Below are 22,158 nucleotides of genomic sequence, written 5' to 3' on the forward strand. Positions count from 1 at the left end.
TGTTCATTTTCTTTGAGAGCTTTGATAATCTGACTCTCACTAAATTTGCTGCTTTTCATAATGACAGTTTGAATTTAAAGTTAGTAAATTCGAATTAGTAACTGTCCTATTTATGGGGAAGTCTACATTTATGGGGAAGTCTACATTATAGCTGAAGAAAGAGAAGACATTCTTAATTCAAGAGAATTATGCGAACCCCAATTAAAAGTCAGAACGAATTTACAATCGGCGAGTTTTGAGTCAATTTCAGTGTTTGCGTATTCCACTTTTTTATTTGATTTATTCATCAACCTTTGGAAGAATGACTTTTTAGGCTGAAGAGATTCAAGTTCTTTTTGTAAATCAAATTCATCTTTGTAAAATTCAAAGTCCGAAATGAATTCCTTGTCCTTTAATTCCTCATTTTTTGGATTATTAAGTCGAATTTTAAAAGGTAAAAATCCACTATGGTCATTAAATGAAAAGTCAGGATGTATTTCACATTCCATATCAAATTGATTCATTCTTTCAATCCATTTAGGAATAATAGAATCATCAATTTTTTTTACATAAACATTTAAATCTAAACTCATATTTTCAATTTTGGTCTAATGGATGCTAACTCGTTATCTAACAATTTTTATTATCGATATACTGGAATATACTCAGGTTATCTTATAAGAATTGTTATCGTTATCTCGTAAAGATAACCCATTAAGTCCATTGTCTAAAGGGCTTCTTATCTGTTGTAAATCTTTATTTGTCACTTGGGTATATATCATAGTAGTTTCTGGTCTACCGTGACCTAATAGCTCTTGTATATAGCGTACATCTGTGCCCTTTTTTGAGTCGTTGTTGTATACGTATGGACTAAACCGTAAGGTGAAATATTCTTATTATTTATCTTTTAGCTAACATTTTCGCGAAAGCGAAACACAAAAAAATCGGCTACCCAATAAAGGATAGCCGATTCTCAGGATATCTAAGAGCAAGCTTTTAAAAGCTCACATTTATCATCTCAAATCTTAAAAAGATCCTGATCTACATCAGGAAAGTTTTAATCTCTCTTACGATCATCACGTCTGTTATCGCGACCTCCGCCACGATTATCACGACCACCACGATCATTGCTGCGCTCTCTAGGAGCAGGAGCTTTATAGCCTTCTGGCTTTTCCATAAGCGCCTTACGAGATACTTTCTCTTTGCGAGTACGCTTGTCTATACCGAAGTATTTTACCTCAAGTTCCTCACCCATAGAAAGTACGTCAGAAGCATTTTCTGTGCGTTCCCAAGCAAGCTCAGATACGTGTAGTAATACTTCATTTCCTGGAGCGTCCAGATATTCGACCACCGCACCAAAATCAAGCATCTTAATGACCTTAACCTTATAGGTGTCTCCTACAACTGGTTTAAAGGTAATAGAGTCTATTTTTGCAAGTACTGCGTCTATTCCTGCTTGTCCTGTTCCTAAAATTTCTACAACACCTTCTTCAGTTACTGGATCCTCGTTTATAACGATAGTGGTTCCAGTTTCTTTTTGGAGCTCTTGTATCACTTTTCCGCCAGGTCCTATTAATGCACCTATGTACTCATTTGCAATACGTACAGAAACCATTTTTGGAGCATATTCTTTTACATCTGCCCTTGGAGTGGCGATGGTATCCGTAAGCTTAGTCAGGATGTGTAAACGACCATCTCTTGCTTGCTTTAATGCAGCAACGAGAATCTCATAAGAAAGACCTTTTACTTTAATATCCATCTGACAGGCGGTAATACCGTCTGCCGTTCCAGTTACTTTAAAGTCCATATCTCCTAAGTGATCTTCATCTCCTAAGATATCAGAAAGTACTGCATACTTTCCAGTGTTACCGTCAGAAATAAGTCCCATCGCAATACCAGAAACTGGCTTAATCATTTGTATACCAGCATCCATCATCGCCATGGTTCCAGCACAAACTGTTGCCATAGAAGAAGAACCGTTAGACTCTAGTACTTCAGAAACTACACGTACTGTGTATGGGCAATCATCTGGTACCATTCCTTTAAGACCACGCTGTGCAAGATTACCGTGACCTACCTCACGACGTGAAGTCCCACGGATGGGTCTTGCTTCTCCTGTACAAAAAGGAGGGAAGTTATAGTGTAAGTAAAAACGCTCTTCACCTTCGTGAGATGGCATATCTATTTGATTTGCATCTCTAGATGTTCCTAGAGTTACCGTAGCTAGTGCTTGAGTCTCCCCACGTGAGAAAATTGCAGATCCGTGCACAGATGGTAAATAATCTATCTCACACCAGATGTCACGTACCTCGTCAGTCTTACGACCGTCCAGACGTAAGCCTTCATTTACAGTAAGGTCACGTACCGCAGCTTTCTCAGCCTTACGGTAGTAATCAGAAACTAAATCGCCAAATTCTTCCAGCTCTTCTTCTGTAAAAGAAGCTTTTACTTCTTCTTTAATAGCCGCAAATGCAGCACTACGCTCGTGCTTAGATGATCCAGCTTTTGCAACAGCATACACCTTATCATAAGCCATATCGTGCACTTTTTTTACAAGCTCCTCATTATCTACTGGCTCTTCGTACTCACGTACTTCTTTTCTTCCAAAAGCGTCTGCAAGACGGTGTTGCGCGTCTATCTGTACTTTAATAGCTTCGTGAGCAAATTTGATAGCCTCTACCATTTCTTCTTCAGAAATCTCGTCCATCTCACCTTCTACCATCATCACAGAGTCTGCAGAGGCTCCTATAATCATATCGATGTCAGACTCTGCAAGCTGTGCTCTTGTAGGGTTGATTATAAACTCACCGTTTACACGTCCTACTCTCGCTTCTGAGATTGCACACTCAAAAGGGAAATCTGATAACTGTATAGCCGCAGATGCAGCAAGACCTGCCATTGCATCTGGCATAACATCATCATCGTGAGACATTAATTGGATCATTACCTGCGTCTCTGCGCTGTAATTTTTTGGGAACAATGGGCGTAATACACGATCCACAAGACGCATCGTCAGTACCTCACCGTCAGACGGGCGCGCTTCTCTTTTAAAGAAACCACCAGGGTAACGACCTGCTGCTGCAAACTTCTCACGGTAATCTACCGTGAGCGGTAAAAAGGGTAAGTCTTTTTGTTCATAGTTAGAAACTACTGTACAAAGTAGCATACACTTTCCAGACTGTACAACTACAGATCCGTGTGCTTGCTTTGCAAGTTTTCCTGTTTCGATAGAGATTTCTCTACCATCGCCAAGGTCGATGACCTCTTTGTAAACTTTTGGCATCATAAAATAAATGTTTTTGTCTTTCCCGTGAAGACGGGAATCTCCTTGCTTAAGAAGAATCATAATAGTTATAATCCCGCTTTCGCAAAAAATGTTAATTCATCGAACACCCTTCGTGGGCATTCACTTGTGTCGTTGTGTTGTAGTTGTAGTTGATGTACTTTTTAAAAAGTACGGGTGATTAAGGGGTAGTTACTTCCCAGAATCGGACACCAATGAAAAACTAGCTGTTTAAGCTTTCTTTGTCTGACCTCGACTAGGCTCGGCCGCCAAACTTGTATGTTAATCCTATATAACTCTCGATGCCTGAGCGTAGTCGAAGGCGGAGATGTTATTTTGCCTTGCGGCAAAAAACTGTTTCTATTCCAAAGTTCTAATCATCATTGATAATAAGAAATTTTAAGTATCTACAGTTTTTAATCCGTTCTAAATATATTTTAGCAAAAGCGTAATTAAGAACATCAGTATTTCAAAAAAAATATCAAGAATATCACAATTTTGTCGCTTACTCTTGAGTGGGATTCCCACCTTCGTGGGAATAGACAAAAGAAAATGGGAGCCATACGGCTCCCATTTTAATAATTTATTTACGGATACCTAGCTCCTTAATAATAGCTCTGTAACGTAAGATGTCTTTCTTGATTAAGTAATCAAGTAAAGCACGACGCTTACCTACTAGCATTACTAGTGAACGCTCTGTAACGTAATCTTTACGATTGTTCTTGAGGTGAGCACTCAGGTGTGAGATGCGTTGTGTGAACAATGCTATCTGACCTTCGGCCGATCCTGTATCGTTCTTTCCTTTTCCGTGTTTTGCAAAAAGCTCTTGTTTTTGCTCTTTTGTTAAATACATTCCAATATTGTTTTAATGAGATTCATGTATATGATAGTATGTCTATCAGCGCGCAAAGATACATTTTTGTTTTTAATATAACACCTCAAAATATTAATTTGCAGTCAACTCCGCAAACAAACCTTCCAGACTCGCATTTTTCTGATTAAGCTGTAAAATCTTGAGTTCATTGTCGTGGGCAAAGTCAAAGACTTTAGCACGCATATCCTCCTTTGTGGCAAAGGTGATTTCATAAATGAAACCACTCGTATTTTTTGCAGATTTTACCTTGTCCAGTTTACTCAGAGCTACTTCCTCCACACGATAATCAAACTCTACGATGACTGTTTGCTCCTGCCCGTCGCGTAGCTCGCTCATTTTCTTGTCTGCAACGATGTGACCTTTGTTTATAATGATGACTCGGTCGCATATCGCTTCTACCTCTTGCATAATGTGGGTGCTCATTAATATGGTTTTTTCCTTTCCTATATTTTTAATCAGGTTGCGCACTTCCAGTAATTGGTTCGGGTCCAGGCCGGTGGTAGGTTCATCCAGAATCAACACTTCTGGGTCGTGCAAGAGTGCCGTTGCGAGTCCCACACGCTGGCGGTAGCCTTTAGAGAGTTGGCTTATTTTTTTATGAGCTTCAGGGGCAAGTCTCGTTAGATCTATGACTTCTTGAATTCTATTTTTTAATACCTTATACATGTCTGCATTAAATTGTAAATATTCCCGAACATACATTTCTAAGTACAGCGGATTGTGTTCCGGAAGATATCCCACGGCTTTACGCACCGCCTGTACGTCATTATGAGTGCTAAACCCATTTACCATCGCCGTTCCTTGAGACGGAGAAAGGTAGGTGGTGAGAATTTTCATCATCGTACTCTTTCCAGCCCCGTTGGGGCCAAGAAAACCCACAATCTCTCCTTTGTTTAATGTAAAGGAAACAGCGTCTAGTGCTTTTTGGGTGCCGTAGGTTTTAGAAATTTCAGAAACGGTGATGGACATAAGATTCGGTTTGCAACAAATTTAAAGAAAGATGTACGATTTATAACTAACGTTCGGTAGCAGGGAAAAGTGTGTTTTTACGCTTTCGCGAAAGCGTAATCTCAATATTTCTCCTTTTAATTGAAAATATGATAAAAGTGATTTTCTGGAATGGTCACCCACAAGATTTTTTCTACATTAGCAATTCAAAACATTTCATAATGACTAAGAACATTTATTACTGGAACAGCTTTTTTACTTTCTTCTTTTATAAGAAGCAAGCAGGACTGTTATAGTGTAAATGTAAAAACACTCAAACGTATTAGTCCTGATTCACCATCAGGACTTTTTTTATGCCTATGAAAATAGCGATACAAGGAATAAAAGGATCATTTCACCACAAGGTAGCTCAGGAGTTTTTTACTCCAGATGTCACCGTGACAGAGTGTGCTTCCTTTCCTATACTAATAGATGCGCTTCTTAGTGGCAAAAGCACGGACGCCGTGATGGCGATAGAAAATTCTATTGCGGGAGCCATATTATCTAATTATGCCTTGCTAGATCAGTATGACGTTAATATCGAAGGGGAATTTTATCTATCTATCCAGCATAATTTAATGGCGCTGGAAGGGCAGTCTATAAAAGATATTAAAGAGGTGTGGTCACATCCTATGGCGATTTTGCAATGTCGCGAATTTTTTAAAGATTATCCGCAAATAAAATTAGTGGAGGATATAGACACCGCAGATGTTGCTAGACGAATCCAGGAAAACCAACTCGAAGGCATTGCCGCGATAGCCAGCGAGGCCGCTGCGCAAATTTATGAACTGGAAATTCTCGCATCTTCTATCCAAACAATTAAGGATAACGCGACCCGCTTTTTTATTCTGAATACAAACGGAAAAGTAGAACATACCGAGGCGACCAAAGCATCCCTACGCATCACCACAGATCACAATCGCGGGAGCCTAGCCGCAGTATTAAACGTCTTGAGCGATTGTAAACTCAATCTTACAAAAATTCAATCAATGCCCATTATACAAAGGCCTTGGGAATACGCTTTTTTTATAGACGTCACCTTTGACAACTATAAAGACTATGCAAAGGCAAAAAAAGTGATGCACATCCTAGCCAAAGACTTTAAAGTACTAGGAGAATATAAAAACACAAAATGAGTATTAAACCAGCACATCGCCTCGCCGAAACAAAGGAATACTACTTCTCGAGAAAACTCAAAGAAGTACGTGCCCTCGTGGCAGACGGACACCCTGTAATAAATATGGGAATAGGAAGCCCAGATTTGCCAGCACCACCAGCGGTGACTACGGCCTTGTTACAAGGAATGCAGGATAAAGTAGCACATCAATATCAGAGTTACACGGGTATTCCAGCATTACGGGAAGCAATAGCAGCATTTTATAAAAAACAATATAACGTAAGTACAGACCCTGCCACCGAAATTCTCCCGCTTATGGGTTCTAAAGAAGGGATTATGCACATCAGTATGGCGTTTCTAAACCCTGGTGATAAAGTCTTGATTCCTAATCCTGGTTATCCCACATATAGTGCTGTAACAAAACTTGTAGAGGCCATTCCCGTTACCTACGATCTCGATGCGAGCAATGCGTGGATGCCAGATTTAAAAGCGCTTGCTCAACAGGATCTTAGTGATGTAAAAATTATGTGGGTAAACTATCCTCATATGCCCACGGGAGCAACTGCAGTAAAGGGATTGTTTGAGGATTTGATATCTTTCGCGAAAGCGCAATCCATACTAGTAATAAACGATAACCCTTATAGCTTTATCCTTAATGAAGAGCCACGTTCTATTTTAGATATAGACGGAGCCAAAGAAGTAGCACTCGAACTCAATAGCTTGAGTAAAACCTTCAATATGGCGGGCTGGCGTGTAGGAATGGTGCTGGGAAGTGCAGAAAATATAAATCATATTCTCAAAGTAAAGTCCAATATGGACAGCGGGATGTTCTACGGTATACAAAAAGGAGCCATTGCGGCATTGGGATTAGGAATAGATTGGTTTGAACATATCAATAAAATATACAATCGTCGCAGAGAAGCTATTTATAAACTCGCCGAAACCCTGAACTGCACCTTTGATAAAAGTGCTGTAGGAATGTTTGTTTGGGCAAAGCTACCCGCGGGAATTGATGCCGAAGATTTCATAGATAAGGTGCTTCTCGAGAAATATATCTTCATCACCCCAGGAACAATTTTTGGGAGTCAGGGAGAAGGATATATTCGATTTAGTTTATGTGTGGAAGAAGAAGAGATTGAGGAAGCGATTAGAAGATTAGACGATGAGTAGATGGGATGATTTGAAAATGAATAATTAAGTAGCACAATCAAAGGTGGTTGAGTGATTTTTATAAAGTGCAACGCACTTCATAAAAATTGTATCGAAACTACCTAAAACAAAAAGCCGAATTGCGGGAAGAGATTTCCGACTTCGCGGAAAATAGATGAAAAACATACACATCATAGGAATAGGATTAATAGGAGGCTCGTTTGCTCGGGACCTCCGAGTTGTAAATCCGAAGATGAACATATACGGGATCGATGCAAATCCAGAACACATTACTCAAGCCGTAGCGTTAGGAATTATTGATGCTCAAAGTTCGTTGTCAGATCTTAAAGATGCTGACCTTGTAGTGGTGGCAGTTCCCGTAGATATTGCAACGACCATTCTTCCAGAGGTATTAGATCATATAGGTAAGGATACGTTAGTTATCGATATGGGCTCGACAAAAAAAGCAATATGTGAGAGCGTTGCCACGCATCCTAACAGAAGAAACTTTCTAGCCTGTCACCCTATTGCAGGAACAGAGTTTTCTGGACCAGGTGCGGCAATTAAAGGGTTGTATGCGGGAAAGACAAATATCATTTGCGAAGTGGAAAAAACAACATTCAAGCTCCAAGAAAAAGCATTAGAGCTTTTTAAGAGTATCGGAATGCGTATACGCTATATGGATCCTGTGGCTCACGATAAGCATATTGCATATATGTCACACTTATCACACATAAGTTCCTTTATGCTTGGTAAAACAGTTATTGAGAAGGAGAAGAATGAGCGTGATATTTTTGATATGGCGGGTAGTGGATTTGCATCTACTGTAAGACTTGCAAAGAGTAACCCTACAACATGGACATCTATTTTTAAGCAGAACAAGGAAAATATTCTTGAAACGCTCGAGGAATACATTGAGAACTTAACCCATTTCAAACAACTGATGCAAGAGGATAATTTTGAAGGTGTCTATACAGAGATGGAACAAACGAATCATATTAAAGAAATATTAAAAGGACTAGAATAATTATTAAAATGGCTCTTAGGGCCTAAATTTGCAGGATTATGGAAAACAAGAAAGAATTAAGAAACTGGTTAGATGCTTACGGATTAGATCATCCGCTTGTAATCGCAGGACCTTGTAGTGCAGAGACAGAGGCACAGGTTTTAAAAATTGCTCACGAACTAAAGGATACGGATGCAACCGTATTACGTGCTGGAATCTGGAAACCTAGAACGCGTCCTGGAAACTTTGAAGGAGTAGGCGCTCTTGGGTTAAAGTGGCTTCAAAAAGCAAAGGAAGAAACAGGAATGCAAATCACTACTGAAGTGGCAAATGCAAATCACGTAGACCTAGCCTTAAAACATGATGTTGATATTCTATGGATAGGTGCGCGAACTACGGTATCTCCATTTATAGTTCAAGAAATTGCAGAGGCACTCAAGGGTACGGATAAACCTGTACTTATAAAAAATCCAGTAAATCCAGATCTAGCACTCTGGCTAGGAGCAGTAGAGCGTTTTTATACTCAGGATATTAAAAATCTAGGAGTAATCCATAGAGGATTCTCTACATACGAGAAAACGAGATATAGAAATAATCCAGAATGGCAAATTGCTATCGATTTACAAGCTAAATTTCCAGATTTACCTTTGATATTAGATCCGTCGCACATTGCTGGGCGTCGTGATATTATATTTGACCTTTGCCAGACAGGTCTCGATCTTAATTATGATGGTATCATGGTGGAGACACATTACGATCCAGATAACGCATGGAGTGATGCGGCGCAGCAAATTACCCCGTCTACACTCGTGCAGATGATGGTTGATCTTAAGATTAGAAAGGAAGAAGGAAACGATGCTGCTTACAATAATAAGCTCAACACCCTCCGAACTCAAATAGATGTTGTAGATCATCAACTGATTGAAAATCTGGGGAAACGTATGAAGATTTCAGACCAGATAGGAGCATTAAAAGCCGATAATAATGTGGCAATCCTCCAGACAAAACGATGGAATGAGATTTTAGGTAAAATGATTCTCGAGGGTGAGCAGAACAACCTGAGTGAAGAATTTATCCTTAGAGTTTTCAAAGCAGTACACCAAGAATCAATAAACCACCAGAAGAAAGTGGCAAAGATGGAGGAGGCATAAAAGCACTTAGTTAACATTAAAAAAGGTCAAAGACGGTTTACGAGTCTTTGACCTTTTTTTGTACAAATTTCATCTGGTGCGCCTTTGTAAGGCGTATCTGCTTAAGTTGTGCATTTCAAATGCACGCTACAAGTGGGAACGCGATGCAATCGCGCACCAAATTAAAATATCCACGCACTGCTATTCAACTTCAATTTCGATTTTCTGTTTCGATTTCAAGTTCCTCTAGATATATTGATTCATAATATTCTCAAATAGTTCTTGCTTTCCACTTTTTCGATCAATTGCACCTTGACCATTAGCTATTTTATAAAGTTCTTCGAGGCTGAGGTTTCCGTTTTCAAAAGCCTTTCCATCTCCGCTGTCAAAGGAAGAGTAACGCTCTTCTCTCATCTTTGTGTAATTTGAAGTAGAAATGATTTTATCTGCAATTAATAGTGCTCTTGCAAAAACATCTGCACCGCCTATATGCGCATAAAATATATCTTCAAGATCTGTAGAATTTCGGCGGATTTTTGCGTCAAAGTTCACGCCACCACCCTGCAATCCTCCAGATTGTAAGATGACGAGCATCGCCTGAGTCACTTCCCCAATATTATTCGGAAATTGATCCGTATCCCAGCCATTCTGGTAATCACCGCGGTTTGCATCTATGCTTCCCAGCATTCCAGCATTTGCCGCCACCTGAAGCTCGTGCTCAAAGGTATGGCTGGCAAGCGTCGCGTGGTTTACCTCCACATTCATTTTAAAATCTTTATCAAGTCCATACTCTCGCAGAAAACCTATTGCAGTAGCAGCGTCAAAATCATACTGATGCTTCATAGGCTCCATAGGCTTCGGCTCTATAAAAAATGTTCCCTTAAAACCCTGTGATCGCGCATAATCTCTGGCTTTGGTGAGAAACATTCCCATATGGTCCAGCTCGCGTTTCATATCTGTATTGAGAAGGCTCATATATCCTTCTCGACCTCCCCAAAAGACATAGTTCTCTCCACTCAGAGCAATCGTTGCGTCAAGTGCATTTTTAACTTGGCCGGCGGCGTGAGCCACCACTTTAAAATCAGGATTGGTCGCCGCACCATTCATATAGCGAGGGTGGGAGAAGCAGTTTGCAGTTCCCCATAAGAGTTTGATGCCCGTGTCCTTCTGTTTTTGCTTATGATAATCTACAATAGTGTGTAGGCGTTTTTCGCTTTCGCGAAAGCTATCTCCCTCAGCAACAAGATCAAAATCGTGAAAGCAATAATAGTCAAATCCCATCTTGCTTATGAACTCAAAAGCCGCATCTGCCTTAGCTCTCGCCGCGTCCAAAGGATCTGATGGTCTATCCCAAGCAAATTGTTGCGTGCCAGGTCCAAAGGGATCTGCGCCCTGACCGCAGAAGGTATGCCAGTATGCGATGGCAAACTTAAAATGCTCGCGCATCGTCTTTCCTGCGACAACTTGCTCGGGATTATAATATTTAAAAGCCAAAGGGTTATCGGATTCCTTTCCCTCAAATTGGATTTTGGAGATGTTTTTAAAATAAGTTTCCATTAAATGTTGGTTTTTAGTTTTTGAATTGCCTCTAGGGCATTTTTCCATTTGGAGTAGGCTTCGTGATAGGTGGCACCTTCTTGATCTGGAGAAAAAGTTGCTACCCTATCTTTTTCTATAATTTGTTGGAGCGTTTTGAAATCTCCCGTTGCAAGACCCGCACATCGGGCCGCACCCGTTGCTCCATTTGTTTCGTAGATTTCTATAGGCTGTTTGAGCAATGTGGCTAGGGTAGTAGGAAGTACGCTTGCGCGAAACAAGTTGTCATTCCCTGCCCGAATCACTTTTGCGCTAACTCCATCATTTTTGAGAATTTCCATTCCGTAAGCGTAGGAGAAAGCCAGTCCTTCTAATGCTGCTCTGAAAAAATGCGCCCTAGTATGGATGTTAAGGTTGAGGTTTAAAATGTGGGCACCTATGTTTTGATTATTGAAAATACGCTCTGCTCCATTGCCGAAAGGAAGTATGATTAACCCATCTGAACCTACGGGCACTTTTTCTGTCAGTTCATTCATTTCTTCATATCCATCTTCACTTACTTTAAAATTGTCTTTAAGCCAGCGATACAATATCCCAACGGAGTTGAGGCAAAGTAGCTTCCCAATGCGTGGTTTTTCTCTGGAGTGATTTACGTGAGCAAAGTTATTAATGCGCGTTCCCTCTTGTGTGTCCATACTGTCGGTCACCGCATAGAGAACGCCGGAGGTCCCACCGGTGGCAGCAATTTCACCAGGTTCCAAAACGTTAAGAGCCATTGCATTGTTGGGCTGGTCGCCAGCTCTGTAAACGATAGGCGTATTTTCGGTGAGGCCAGAGGATCTTGCTCCTTCTTTGTTTACAGTGCATTGATGTCCTAAAGATGGAGTGATCGAGGATAATACATTTTCCTCAAAACCAAAATGCTCCATAAGCATTGTAGAAACTTCGTCTTTTTTAAAATCCCAGAAAACCCCTTCGGAGAGTCCAGATTTTGTAGTGGTTGTTTCTCCCGAAAGACGGTAAGCGAGATAATCGCCGGGGAGCATTATCTTATGAATTTGAGCAAATTTTTTAGGTTCGTTATCTTTTATCCATTTTAGTTTTGAGGCTGTGAGGTTTGCAGGGGAATTCAACAGAGAGTTTAAGGATCTTGTCGAGCCCATTTTCGCGAAAGCGGAATCCCCTATATCTACCGCACGACTATCGCACCAAATAATTGCTGGTCGTACGATATTGCCACTCTTGTCTATAGTTACAAGTCCGTGCATTTGGTAAGCGATACCTATTCCCTTAATATCTTTAGGGACAATAGTCTTTTCCTTGAAGAGCCGTTTAGTGGCTATGCACAGGTTGTTATACCACAACTCTGGATCTTGCTCTGCCCATTCCGGTTGCGGGGTTTGAAACTCCATTTCGGTGGCGGGCTCTTGTGTAGTTGCGATATTCATTCCAGTACCAGCATCTATCAAAGATACTTTGAGGGAGGAAGTTCCTAAATCGTAACCTATATAGTATTTCATTAATGGTTTTGGTTTCAATAAAGCTACTAATAATCCATTAAAGATTCTATTTTTGTGGAAGAATAGAAACTATGACAGGAACTGTTTACAAATCTACTGGAAGTTGGTATACCGTTAAGGCGGAAGATGGACAATGGTTTGAGTGTAGAATAAAAGGTAAGTTTCGTATTCAAGGCATAAAAAGCACAAATCCCGTTGCCGTAGGTGATGTTGTAGATTTTGATATTGACACAAAAAGTGATGTAGAAACGGGTGTGATCACTACTATTCACGATCGTGAAAATTATATCGTGCGCAAGTCTGTAAATCTTTCTAAACAGACACATATTATTGCTAGCAATGTAGATCTGGTTTTTCTGCTAGTCACACTTAATAATCCTCCTACATTTACCGCATTTATTGACCGTTTTCTGGTTACCGCAGAGGCGTATCATATCAAAGCTGTTTTACTTTTTAATAAAATTGATACTTATACTGAAGACGAGTTGTTAGAGATAAAATATCTCGCAGCGATGTATAGAGAGGTGGGGTATGAGTGTATTGGGATTTCGGCGATTGAGAATAAAAATATTGATCAGGTTAAAGAAATGATGTTGGGTAAAACCTCAATGTTTACGGGTCATAGTGGAGTGGGTAAATCTACGCTCGTCAATGCCATTGAGCCATCGCTCGATATTAAAACAAAGCAGATAAGTGAGCAACATAAGCAAGGGCAACATACTACGACCTTTGCAGAGATGTTTGATCTGCACTTTGACGCAAGAATCATAGACACGCCAGGTATCAAAGGTTTTGGCATTGTAGATATGGAGCCAGCCGAAATCGGCAATTATTTTCCAGAGTTCTTTGCACTCAAGGATCAATGTAAATTCAATAACTGCTTGCACGATAAGGAGCCACATTGCGCCGTAAAGGAAGCACTGGACAATGACGAATTGCACTGGTCACGCTACAAAAGTTACCTCCAGATGTTAAGTGGAGAAGAGGAACACTACCGCAAGGACGTTTATCCAGAAGATCAATAATGAAAGCAGTCATTCAAAGAGTTTCTAAGGCCTCTGTCACTATAGATGGAAATGTAAATGGAGCCATTGATCAAGGTCTGTTAGTATTACTGGGAATTTCAAATGACGATTCCGCAGAGGATATCGAGTGGCTTACGAATAAACTTATCGGCCTCCGTATTTTTAGTGATCACGAGGGGGCAATGAATCTTTCGGTGATGGATGTAGATGGAGATATTCTTGTGATTTCTCAGTTTACATTGCACGCAAGTACTAAAAAAGGCAATCGTCCCAGCTTCCTGAACGCTGCAAAGCCCGATGTTGCCATTCCTTTATATGAGGAATTTTTGAGTACGCTTTCGCGAAAGCGTAACAAATCCATTCCCTCTGGTATCTTCGGGGCAGATATGAAGGTGGAGCTACTCAATGATGGGCCGGTGACTATCATTATTGATACGTTAAATCGTGCCTGAGCCATTGCGAACTAGAATACAATATTTATTTTCGCCGCACCAATCATAATTGAATGCGATTTTTAATATTTCTTATGACCTTGACACTATTACAAAGTGTGGCAGGTCAAAATTATTCTTTTCGAAATATTTCCTCTGAATTAATAGAGAATTCAAATAGTGTTGTCCGTTTGGACAGTACCGTCGTGACAATTCTCAATCAAGAAACCCTAGAGATTCACCGAAAAAGAATTGTGACGGTTCTCAATCATAAGGGAGATATCGACATTGATGCTTATGTTCACTACGATAAAGAAACTAAGGTTAAGGATATTGAGGCTCTTGTTTTCAATTCTAGTGGTAAGGAGATAGAGAAGTTAAAAAAGCGAGATTTTAATGATGTAAGTGCAATTTCTAATGGTACATTATTTTCGGACTCACGTGTTTTGTTTATGAATTATACACCAATTTCTTATCCGTATACGGTTGTTTTTAGTTCAACTACGAGGTCTGAAAATACAGCTTTTATTCCGAGTTGGGAACCTACAAGACGTTTCAATTCGAGTACTGAGAGAAGTGTTTATACTGTTTATCATAACGGTGACCTAGGTTTGAAGTACAAGGTGCTAAATGATACAGATTCCATCTTGATTAGTGAAGAACCTTATAAATTGACAATCTCTACTGAAAATTATTCATCTATTACACCAGAAGCCTATGGCCCTTCTTTTGATAAAATAGTACCTCAAATTATGTTCGGCCTTGATGAGTTTTACTTAGCCGGAGTGTCGGGAATTGGTACTGATTGGGAAAGTTTTGGACGGTGGATGGATGTAAACCTCTTAGAAAATACTCGAGATTTGCCCGAAAATACAAAGCAACAAATTATAAACCTTGTTAGTGGAATTGATGATAAGGTTGAAAGAGCAAGGAAGATTTATCAATATGTACAGGATAAGACACGCTACATAAGTGTTCAAGTAGGAATTGGAGGGTGGAAACCGATGCTAGCCTCGGAAGTAGATAAATTAGGCTATGGAGATTGCAAAGCTCTGACAAATTATACGAAGGCACTTCTAGAAGTGGCTGATATATCTTCATATTATACCATATTATATGCAGGACAAGAAAAAAAAGATATACAAGAGGATTTTGTGTCAATGCAGGGAAATCACGTGATTTTGAGTATTCCAATAGAGGATCGCTACATATGGTTAGAATGCACAAGTCAAGATTTACCCTTCGGATTTTTAGGTGATTTTACGGACGATAGAGAAGTCCTTCAAATTACACAAGATGGTGGTCAACTCGCTCACACCGATATTTACCAAACAAAAAATAATGGACAGCAGATAGATGGTTCTTATAGAATTAGGGATGATGGAAGTATTGAGGCTTCTGTAAGGCTCATTTCTTCAGGAGTACAATACGACAATAAATATTTTGTTGCTAGTAAAACAGATGAAGAAAAAAAAGAATTTTACTATAATCATTGGGATTATATTAATAATATGTCTCTTCATGATATTGATTTTGTAAACGATAGGAATGCTGTAGTTCTTACAGAAAAAGTAAATTTTACTGCAGAACGCTATGTGTCATTTGCAGGAGAAGAGATGCTTGTTCCATTAAATGCATTTAACAGAATGACTACAATTCCTAAAAAATATAAAGAAAGAAAATTTGATTTTCAAATTGATAGGGGTTTTGAAGATGCAGATAGGGTTTCAATCGCTTTTCCAGTAGATTACTTTCTAGATGAATTGCCTGAGGATGTTGAGATTGTAACAGACTTTGGATCTTACAATTTGTCTTATACAAGAGTTGAGGAAGGAATCAATTATTTCAGAAAACTTGTTGTAAACGACGGCTTATATCCTAAAGAAAAATATGAAGATTTTAGAAATTTTTTAAAGCGAGTAGCACGGCAGGATAAACAAAAAATGATCTTAAGAAAAAAGAAGTAAAATATTATGAATAAACTATTACTAGGAGTACTTATTTCAGTGGTTATGATCCAATTTTCAATAGCCCAAGATTATAGGTTTGGAAAGGTTTCTAAAGAGGAATTAATGGAAAATAAACATCCTCTCGAGAATGATGCAAATGCGGCTATTTTGTATAGAAGAATGCGCACAAGCTTTAATTACTCTCAAGACAACGGATTCGTTGCAAGGACAGAAGTACACGAACGAATTAAAATTTATAACAGAGACGGATATAATTGGGGAACAATAAGTATTCCATATTCAAATTCAGGAAGATTGAAGGAGAGTGTCGAAGGCTTGAAGGCTTTTACTTATAATCTTGAGGGAAAGAAAGTGGAAAAAGAAAAATTAAAAAATAAGGACATTTTTGATAAAGAAATCAACAAATACAGAGAAGAAAAGACATTTACGATGCCTGCTTTAAAGGAAGGAAGTGTTATCGAAGTAAGTTACATATTGAACACTCCCTTTATAGGAAAAATGGGGAAATATACATTGCAGGAAAATATTCCTATCAAAAAAGTAGATTTTCAATTCAATTCCTTAGAATGGCATTCTTACAAGCCTTATATCTACGGATGGACGAAATATGATATTGCTCAAGAGAGAGTCCCTAGGACGCTTAAATATACTTATACTAGCACAAATAGAGCGGGCACGTCAGGTAGGTTGCCCAGTTCTGTGACAAACAGATCTAATGAAGCTATAGAATTATCAGAAAATGTTTACCGTCTTGATGTGGACAATGTGGCTTCTTTAGGAAGCGAACCCCTCGCTCCAAATATTTCAGCATATCGGTTTGGAATAGAATTTGAACTCGCTCAAGTCAATTTACCTAATTCGCCTATAAAAAGATATTCCAAAAATTGGGAGAGCGTTGCAGAGTCTATTTATTTTTCCTCAGATTTTGGGAGTCAATTAGAAAAGTCTCGATTTTTTGAAAAAGACATCGATAATCTTATTTCTAATATTTCAAACCCTTTGGAGAAAACCATTCGAATTTTTGAATATGTAAAAAATAGAATGAATTGGAATGGTGTATATGGAGCTTATGCCGAAAATGGAGTTTCTAAAGCCTACGATGACCAATCTGGAAATGTTGCAGACATCAATTTGATGTTGGTCAGTATGCTTAAATATGCAAACATTGATTCTGCACCCATACTTTTAAGCACTAAGAGCAACGGCGTTCCATTATTTCCGACCCTATCTGGATTTGACTTTGTTATTGCCGCTGCAAATATTGGGGGCAACACAATTCTCTTGGATGGAACTGATAAAATGGGAGTTCCTAATCAATTACGTCCAGAATTAATAAATTGGTATGGACGATTAGTCCAGGAGGATGGGACTTCTGAAACTATTGGGCTTGATCCAGAAAAAGCGATACACCAAGTAATAATAAACGCTAGTATCAACCCTGAAATTGACGTCGTTGCTCAAGTAAAAAGCAGGTATTCGGGTCATTGGGCTAACAAATTTAGATATCAGCTTACAAACAGAACATTAGAGGATCAAAATAAAGCTTTATCCGATCATCACTCCATTGATAATTTAAAAAATTTAGAGTTTAGTGAACTATCTGATATTTATAAACCATTAGGTATAAACTACGATGTTATTTTAGAAGATGATATTGAGGATATGGAAAGTAAATTGTATGTAACCCCAGGACTATTTCTTACAATGGATCATAACTTTCTAAAAGCAGATACACGCTTGCTACCTATCGATTTTGAATTTCCTCAGGAAGAAAATTACATAATCAAAATAAAAATCCCTGACGGTTATAAAGTAAACTCATTGCCAGAATCCATATCCTTGAACACAGCAGAAGGTATTGGTAGTTATAAATACCAAGTTTCAGAAAATTTTGGAAATTTGCAAATTGCAATTACAAGAACAATTAATAAGTTTCTAGTAAGTTCAAGTTACTATGGAGACTTGAAATCATTCTATGACATAATAATTGAAAAAGAAGCTGAGAAAATCGTACTTTCAAAGGTTCAAGATTAAATTATTTTATGAACATTCAAGATTCCCAGAAAGCCGTAGATGAGTGGATTAAAAATCACGGCGTACGTTACTTTAACGAGCTCACAAATATGGCGCAACTTACTGAGGAAGTAGGAGAGGTCGCCCGTATTATCGCCCGTCGCTACGGGGAACAGAGCGAGAAGGAAAGCGATAAGGATAAAGATCTAGGCGAGGAGCTGGCAGATGTGATGTTCGTGGTATTGTGTCTTGCAAATCAAACGGGAGTAAATCTGCAAGAAGCTTTTGACAAAAAACTGGATATTAAGACTAAAAGAGACCACGATAGGCATCATAATAATGAGAAATTAAAATAGGCTATGTTATTAAAAGTCTCTCATAAAACTGTGTTGCCACCAGCCGAAATTGTAATCACAGGTTCAAAAAGTGAATCTAATAGATTGCTCATTCTACAAGCGCTTTTTGATAATCTTACCATAGATAATGTCTCTAATAGTGATGACGCTGCTGTGATGCAAAAAGCACTAGCATCCACTCAAGAAACGGTGAATATTCATCACGCAGGTACAGCGATGCGTTTCCTTACCGCATATTTCTCTATTCAAGAAGGTAGAAAAACCGTACTTACGGGAAGCGAACGTATGCAGGAACGCCCTATGAAAATACTCGTAGAGGCACTCCAAACTCTAGGAGCAGATATTTCGTATGTAAATAATGAGGGCTACCCACCTTTGCGCATTAAGGGAAAATTACTCCAAGAAAAGAAGGTAAGCCTGCAGGCAAATGTGAGTAGCCAGTATATCTCTGCATTAATGCTCATTGGAGGAGCTTTACCGGAAGGACTTGAGATACATTTGGAAGGAAAAATCACCTCTATACCCTATATCGAGATGACGCTTGCTTTACTTCTGGATGTCGGTATTCAGGGCTCATTTAAAAATCAAATAATTACGATTCAATCGCTAAAACAGAAACTGCCGGCTAAGAAAATAGTCGTCGAGTCAGACTGGAGTAGTGCGTCCTATTATTTTAGTATCGTCGCGCTCTCTGCGAGACAAGCTCAAGATAAATCGCAAAAGCAAAACCAATCAAATTCAACTATTTCCATTTCCAGTTATAAAAAAGATAGTCTTCAGGGAGACTCCGTTCTTCAGTCTATCTACGCGCAATTAGGGGTGTATTCTAAAATTGCGGGGCATCAATTGAATCTTTCTTTAATTGAAGATTTTAATTTCCCAGAGCAGATTAGGTTAGATTTATCTAAATGCCCAGACATTGCCCAGACCATTGCTGTGACTTGTTTAGGTCTCGGTATTTCCTGCGATCTTACGGGACTTCACACCCTAAAAATCAAAGAAACCGATAGGCTAGAGGCGCTACGTGAAGAAATATCAAAGTTAGGTGGCAACATTACAGTTACAAACGATAGTTTGCATTTAGAGGCTCAAACTACCCCGCTTACATCTGGTGTTTCTATCGCGACTTACCACGACCATAGGATGGCGATGGCCTTTGCACCTTTGGCAATGCTCGTGCCGTTACAAATTGAAGATGCCGGTGTTGTTTCAAAATCCTATCCAGATTTTTGGAGTGATCTTGAGCAACTTGGATTCTTGACAGAGCAAGTTTAGGCCACTCTTCCGAAGATATTTTTGGTAATTCAGGTGGACTAAAGCATAATATATGTGATGTACGCCGTATTAATGCCCAAAATACTTGACAACGCCTATCGCGAGATTGTATATTTGCAACTTTGTAAATAATAAGAGGGGGAAGGTGAGTACGCTTTCGCGAAAGCGTAAACCTAAAACACCACTTAAACTCAAAACACACGCTATTTAATGAAACTATCACACTTCCATTTTGACTTACCAGAAGAGCTCCTAGCCGAACGTCCCGCAGAAAACCGTGACGAATCCCGTCTTATGGTCCTCAACCGAAAGGAACAGACTATTGAGCACAAACAATTTAAGGATCTTATCAACTACTTTGATGAGAAAGATGTGATGGTGTTAAATAATACGAAGGTTTTTCCTGCCCGTCTTTATGGGAATAAGGAAAAAACTGGAGCGCGTATCGAGGTTTTCTTGTTGCGTGAGCTTAATCCAGAAACACGTCTGTGGGATGTACTTGTAGATCCTGCACGTAAGATTCGTATTGGGAACAAGCTATACTTTGGAGATGATGAAACGTTAGTAGCAGAGGTTATAGATAACACAACATCCAGAGGTCGTACACTTCGTTTTCTGTATGACGGTTCTTACGAAGAATTCCGTCAGAAGTTAACAGAGCTGGGAGAGACACCCTTGCCTAAATACATTCAGCGTGAAGTTGAGCCGGAGGATGAAGAGCGCTACCAGACAATTTATGCTACAGAAGAAGGTGCAGTTGCGGCTCCTACTGCTGGGCTTCACTTTTCAAAGCACCTGTTAAAGCGTCTTGAAATTAAAGGAGTAGATTTTGCAGAGGTGACCTTGCACGTAGGTTTGGGGACGTTTAGCCCTGTTGAGGTGGAGGATCTTTCTAAGCATAAAATGGATAGTGAGGAAGCTTATGTAAGAGCAGATACTGTTGCGACCATAAATAAGGCACTTACAGAAAAGCGTCGTATTTGTGCCGTGGGGACTACAGTAATGAGAGCGCTGGAAAGTTCTGTTTCAAGTTCAAATACCTTAAACGAATTTGGTGGATGGACAAATAAATTCATCTTTCCGCCATATGACTTTAGCATTGCAAACTGTATGGTGACAAATTTCCATACGCCTAAGTCTACGTTATTAATGATGGTTTCTGCATTTGCAGGGCACGATTTTATGAAGAGAGCTTATGATGAGGCAATCAAAGAGAAATACAAGTTTTATTCTTACGGAGACGCGATGTTAATCATCTAATCTGTACCTAAATTTTTAAATTGAAACCCAGTACAGTTGTGCTGGGTTTTTTAGTACGCTTTCGCGAAAAGAAAAGAAGAAAAATCCATTACGTTTTCTGACTATAGACTACCCACTAAAAACCCGTACTTTTGCCCTGTGCAGATAAAGAAAAAAGACATACGAGCATTATCAAAAGAGCAACTGCGTGACTTTTTTGTAAGCGAGGGAGATAAGGCCTTTCGTGGCAATCAGGTGTACGAATGGCTCTGGCAAAAAGGCGCTCATACCTTTGAGGATATGACAAACATCTCGTTACAAACAAGAGAGATGCTGGATACACATTTTGTCATAAACCATGTCGCTGTAGATCAAATGCAACGTAGTAATGATGGCACGATTAAAAATGCTGTAAAATTACATGACGGATTAACCGTAGAGTCTGTACTCATACCCACAAACAAACGTACGACCGCTTGTGTATCTTCTCAAGTAGGCTGTAGCCTAAACTGTAAATTTTGTGCCACAGCGCGACTCAAACGTATGCGCAACCTGAATCCAGATGAGATTGTAGATCAAGTTGTACTTATAGATAGACAGAGTAAATTGTATTTTAACCGTCCCCTTTCTAACATTGTTTTTATGGGAATGGGCGAGCCATTAATGAACTATAACAACGTACTCAAGGCAATAGATAAAATCACCGATCCAGAAGGTCTAGGGATGTCTCCTAAACGAATAACCGTTTCAACTTCTGGAGTGCCTAAGATTATAAAAAAAATGGCAGATGAGGAAGTGCGTTTTAACCTTGCAGTTTCTTTACACTCGGCGCTAGATGAGGTACGTACCGAGATAATGCCCTTTAACGAGCAGATGCCACTTAAAGATTTAAAAGAGTCATTAATATATTGGTATGAGAAAACAGGTAAACGTATTACCTATGAATATATCGTTTGGGGTGGGATAAATGATAGACGGGAAGATATAGATGCGTTGTTGGAATTTTGTAAAGCTGTGCCCAGCAAGGTAAATTTAATAGAGTATAACCCAATAGATGACGGACAATTCCAACAAGCAGCTCCAGAGATCATAGATCATTACGTAACCGTTTTAGAGGCAAATGGAGTAACAGTAACTGTACGTCGCTCTCGAGGGAAAGATATAGACGCAGCTTGCGGACAACTGGCTAACAAGTCTTAATATTTCTTAGAGAGGATATAAAGTATACCAATAAAAAAAAGCGACCCTCGGGTCGCTTTTTCAATATA

The 22,158-nt window shown here is 39.3% G+C and carries 18 protein-coding genes; 12 read left to right on the forward strand and 6 right to left on the reverse strand.

The window, feature by feature from the left end:
- Positions 1-140: 140 nt before the first annotated feature.
- The 4 genes from EAX61_RS13430 to gldA form a co-directional block, all read right to left on the reverse strand.
- Positions 141-572, reverse strand: a complete 432-nt coding sequence (locus tag EAX61_RS13430; RefSeq protein ID WP_121918224.1) for a hypothetical protein — start codon at positions 570-572, stop codon at positions 141-143.
- 464 nt (positions 573-1,036) lie between these two features.
- Complete coding sequence (locus tag EAX61_RS13440; RefSeq protein WP_121918293.1) at positions 1,037-3,265, reverse strand: polyribonucleotide nucleotidyltransferase; 2,229 nt, start codon at positions 3,263-3,265, stop codon at positions 1,037-1,039.
- Positions 3,266-3,845: 580 nt separating this feature from the next.
- Positions 3,846-4,115 carry a 30S ribosomal protein S15 gene (gene rpsO, locus EAX61_RS13445; RefSeq protein WP_121918226.1) on the reverse strand — a complete coding sequence of 90 codons (270 nt, stop codon included), beginning with the start codon at positions 4,113-4,115 and terminating at the stop codon, positions 3,846-3,848.
- Positions 4,116-4,208: 93 nt separating this feature from the next.
- Positions 4,209-5,105, reverse strand: a complete 897-nt coding sequence (gene gldA / locus EAX61_RS13450) for a gliding motility-associated ABC transporter ATP-binding subunit GldA (protein ID WP_121918227.1) — start codon at positions 5,103-5,105, stop codon at positions 4,209-4,211.
- Positions 5,106-5,437: 332 nt separating this feature from the next.
- Here gldA and EAX61_RS13455 point away from each other — a divergent pair, with 332 nt between their 5' ends.
- From EAX61_RS13455 to EAX61_RS13470, 4 genes are all read left to right on the forward strand, one after another.
- Positions 5,438-6,259: a prephenate dehydratase gene (locus EAX61_RS13455; protein ID WP_121918228.1), complete on the forward strand. Its 822-nt coding sequence runs from the start codon at positions 5,438-5,440 to the stop codon at positions 6,257-6,259.
- Positions 6,256-7,410, forward strand: coding sequence for a pyridoxal phosphate-dependent aminotransferase (locus EAX61_RS13460; protein ID WP_121918229.1), 1,155 nt, complete (start codon positions 6,256-6,258; stop codon positions 7,408-7,410). The genes EAX61_RS13455 and EAX61_RS13460 overlap by 4 nt, the downstream gene beginning before the upstream one ends.
- 154 nt (positions 7,411-7,564) lie before the next feature.
- Complete coding sequence (locus EAX61_RS13465) at positions 7,565-8,416, forward strand: prephenate dehydrogenase (protein WP_121918230.1); 852 nt, start codon at positions 7,565-7,567, stop codon at positions 8,414-8,416.
- Positions 8,417-8,454: 38 nt separating this feature from the next.
- Positions 8,455-9,546, forward strand: coding sequence for a chorismate mutase (locus tag EAX61_RS13470; RefSeq protein ID WP_121918231.1), 1,092 nt, complete (start codon positions 8,455-8,457; stop codon positions 9,544-9,546).
- A 225-nt stretch (positions 9,547-9,771) separates the two neighbouring features.
- On the opposite strand, the gene xylA is transcribed toward EAX61_RS13470, so the two are convergent.
- Positions 9,772-11,082, reverse strand: a complete 1,311-nt coding sequence (gene xylA / locus EAX61_RS13475) for a xylose isomerase (RefSeq protein WP_121918232.1) — start codon at positions 11,080-11,082, stop codon at positions 9,772-9,774.
- Positions 11,082-12,581, reverse strand: coding sequence for a xylulokinase (locus EAX61_RS13480; RefSeq protein WP_121918233.1), 1,500 nt, complete (start codon positions 12,579-12,581; stop codon positions 11,082-11,084). Before EAX61_RS13480 ends, xylA begins: the two co-directional genes overlap by 1 nt.
- 71 nt (positions 12,582-12,652) lie before the next feature.
- Here EAX61_RS13480 and rsgA point away from each other — a divergent pair, with 71 nt between their 5' ends.
- The 8 genes from rsgA to rlmN all read left to right on the forward strand — a co-directional run bounded on the left by rsgA (position 12,653) and on the right by rlmN (position 22,090).
- On the forward strand, positions 12,653-13,606 hold the full coding sequence (rsgA, locus tag EAX61_RS13485) for a ribosome small subunit-dependent GTPase A (protein WP_121918234.1): 954 nt from the start codon (positions 12,653-12,655) through the stop codon (positions 13,604-13,606).
- Complete coding sequence (gene dtd / locus EAX61_RS13490) at positions 13,606-14,058, forward strand: D-aminoacyl-tRNA deacylase (RefSeq protein ID WP_121918235.1); 453 nt, start codon at positions 13,606-13,608, stop codon at positions 14,056-14,058. Before rsgA ends, dtd begins: the two co-directional genes overlap by 1 nt.
- Positions 14,059-14,111: 53 nt before the next feature.
- Positions 14,112-16,004 carry a DUF3858 domain-containing protein gene (locus EAX61_RS13495; protein ID WP_121918236.1) on the forward strand — a complete coding sequence of 631 codons (1,893 nt, stop codon included), beginning with the start codon at positions 14,112-14,114 and terminating at the stop codon, positions 16,002-16,004.
- Between the two features lie 6 nt (positions 16,005-16,010).
- Entirely contained in the window at positions 16,011-18,041 is a 2,031-nt protein-coding gene (locus EAX61_RS13500) for a DUF3858 domain-containing protein (protein ID WP_121918237.1), read from the forward strand.
- An 8-nt stretch (positions 18,042-18,049) separates the two neighbouring features.
- The gene (locus tag EAX61_RS13505) at positions 18,050-18,376 is read left to right on the forward strand and encodes a nucleotide pyrophosphohydrolase (RefSeq protein ID WP_121918238.1); all 327 of its coding nucleotides are present in this window, start codon (positions 18,050-18,052) and stop codon (positions 18,374-18,376) included.
- A 3-nt stretch (positions 18,377-18,379) separates the two neighbouring features.
- Positions 18,380-19,651: a 3-phosphoshikimate 1-carboxyvinyltransferase gene (locus EAX61_RS13510; RefSeq protein WP_121918239.1), complete on the forward strand. Its 1,272-nt coding sequence runs from the start codon at positions 18,380-18,382 to the stop codon at positions 19,649-19,651.
- Positions 19,652-19,861: 210 nt separating this feature from the next.
- On the forward strand, positions 19,862-20,911 hold the full coding sequence (queA, locus tag EAX61_RS13515) for a tRNA preQ1(34) S-adenosylmethionine ribosyltransferase-isomerase QueA (protein WP_121918240.1): 1,050 nt from the start codon (positions 19,862-19,864) through the stop codon (positions 20,909-20,911).
- A 138-nt stretch (positions 20,912-21,049) separates the two neighbouring features.
- Positions 21,050-22,090 carry a dual-specificity RNA methyltransferase RlmN gene (gene rlmN, locus EAX61_RS13520; RefSeq protein ID WP_121918241.1) on the forward strand — a complete coding sequence of 347 codons (1,041 nt, stop codon included), beginning with the start codon at positions 21,050-21,052 and terminating at the stop codon, positions 22,088-22,090.
- The last annotated feature ends 68 nt before the right edge of the window (positions 22,091-22,158 follow it).

This window comes from Dokdonia sinensis, assembly GCF_003688895.1.
GTDB lineage: Bacteria > Bacteroidota > Bacteroidia > Flavobacteriales > Flavobacteriaceae > Dokdonia > Dokdonia sinensis.

Coding starts and splice junctions, on each gene's coding strand:
- EAX61_RS13495 (WP_121918236.1), top strand. CDS start 14,112: ATGCGATTTTTAATATTTCTTATGACCTTGACACTATTACAAAGTGTG.
- rsgA (WP_121918234.1), top strand. CDS start 12,653: ATGACAGGAACTGTTTACAAATCTACTGGAAGTTGGTATACCGTTAAG.
- rpsO (WP_121918226.1), bottom strand. CDS start 4,115: ATGTATTTAACAAAAGAGCAAAAACAAGAGCTTTTTGCAAAACACGGA.
- EAX61_RS13470 (WP_121918231.1), top strand. CDS start 8,455: ATGGAAAACAAGAAAGAATTAAGAAACTGGTTAGATGCTTACGGATTA.
- dtd (WP_121918235.1), top strand. CDS start 13,606: ATGAAAGCAGTCATTCAAAGAGTTTCTAAGGCCTCTGTCACTATAGAT.
- EAX61_RS13430 (WP_121918224.1), bottom strand. CDS start 572: ATGAGTTTAGATTTAAATGTTTATGTAAAAAAAATTGATGATTCTATT.
- xylA (WP_121918232.1), bottom strand. CDS start 11,082: ATGGAAACTTATTTTAAAAACATCTCCAAAATCCAATTTGAGGGAAAG.
- EAX61_RS13505 (WP_121918238.1), top strand. CDS start 18,050: ATGAACATTCAAGATTCCCAGAAAGCCGTAGATGAGTGGATTAAAAAT.
- EAX61_RS13460 (WP_121918229.1), top strand. CDS start 6,256: ATGAGTATTAAACCAGCACATCGCCTCGCCGAAACAAAGGAATACTAC.
- EAX61_RS13510 (WP_121918239.1), top strand. CDS start 18,380: ATGTTATTAAAAGTCTCTCATAAAACTGTGTTGCCACCAGCCGAAATT.
- EAX61_RS13465 (WP_121918230.1), top strand. CDS start 7,565: ATGAAAAACATACACATCATAGGAATAGGATTAATAGGAGGCTCGTTT.
- gldA (WP_121918227.1), bottom strand. CDS start 5,105: ATGTCCATCACCGTTTCTGAAATTTCTAAAACCTACGGCACCCAAAAA.
- EAX61_RS13480 (WP_121918233.1), bottom strand. CDS start 12,581: ATGAAATACTATATAGGTTACGATTTAGGAACTTCCTCCCTCAAAGTA.
- EAX61_RS13455 (WP_121918228.1), top strand. CDS start 5,438: ATGCCTATGAAAATAGCGATACAAGGAATAAAAGGATCATTTCACCAC.
- queA (WP_121918240.1), top strand. CDS start 19,862: ATGAAACTATCACACTTCCATTTTGACTTACCAGAAGAGCTCCTAGCC.
- EAX61_RS13500 (WP_121918237.1), top strand. CDS start 16,011: ATGAATAAACTATTACTAGGAGTACTTATTTCAGTGGTTATGATCCAA.
- EAX61_RS13440 (WP_121918293.1), bottom strand. CDS start 3,265: ATGATGCCAAAAGTTTACAAAGAGGTCATCGACCTTGGCGATGGTAGA.